This window comes from Nocardia araoensis NBRC 100135 (genome assembly GCF_000308435.1).
GTDB classification, from domain to species: domain Bacteria; phylum Actinomycetota; class Actinomycetes; order Mycobacteriales; family Mycobacteriaceae; genus Nocardia; species Nocardia araoensis.
Map to the genome: position 1 here is coordinate 1 of NZ_BAFR01000028.1, position 579 is coordinate 579.

Sequence of the window (579 nt, forward strand, 5' to 3'; positions counted from 1 at the left end):
CCCACCACCAACACCTCCCCCAACACATCCACTGGATCACCCTCGACACCACCACCACCCACACCGACACCCAACCCATCACCGACGCCGAACGGGTACGCCCGCTGCGCGCCGACGACCTCGCCTACGTCATCTACACCTCCGGATCGACCGGGATCCCCAAAGGCGTCGCGGTCACCCACCGCGGACTCGCCGACTGCACCGCCGAGCACCGGGACACCCTGTGCATCGAGCCGTCTTCTCGGGTCCTGCATTCGTCTTCGCCGAGCTTCGATGTGTCGATTCTGGAATTGCTGGCGGCATTGTGCACAGGCGCAACGATGGTCATCGCGCCCAGTGACGTCAACGGCGGCGACGACCTCGGCGAACTGCTCGCACGCGAGCGGGTCAGCCACGCCCTCCTCACGCCTTCGGTGTTGTCGACCGTCGACCCCACTCGCACGCCACTACCGGATTTGAGATATCTGGCGGTCGGCGGCGAGAACTTCGGCGCCGAACTGGTCGAACGCTGGAGCCGCGACCGTGCCGTGTTCAACGGATACGGGCTCAGCGAAACCACCATCGCCGCCTCGCTGACGT

Annotated in this window: 1 protein-coding gene; it reads left to right on the top strand. The window is 65.8% G+C overall.

Annotated elements, in window-relative coordinates:
- A partial coding sequence (locus ON21_RS03845; protein ID WP_039795367.1) for an AMP-binding protein occupies window positions 1-579 on the top strand: 579 nt, incomplete at both ends.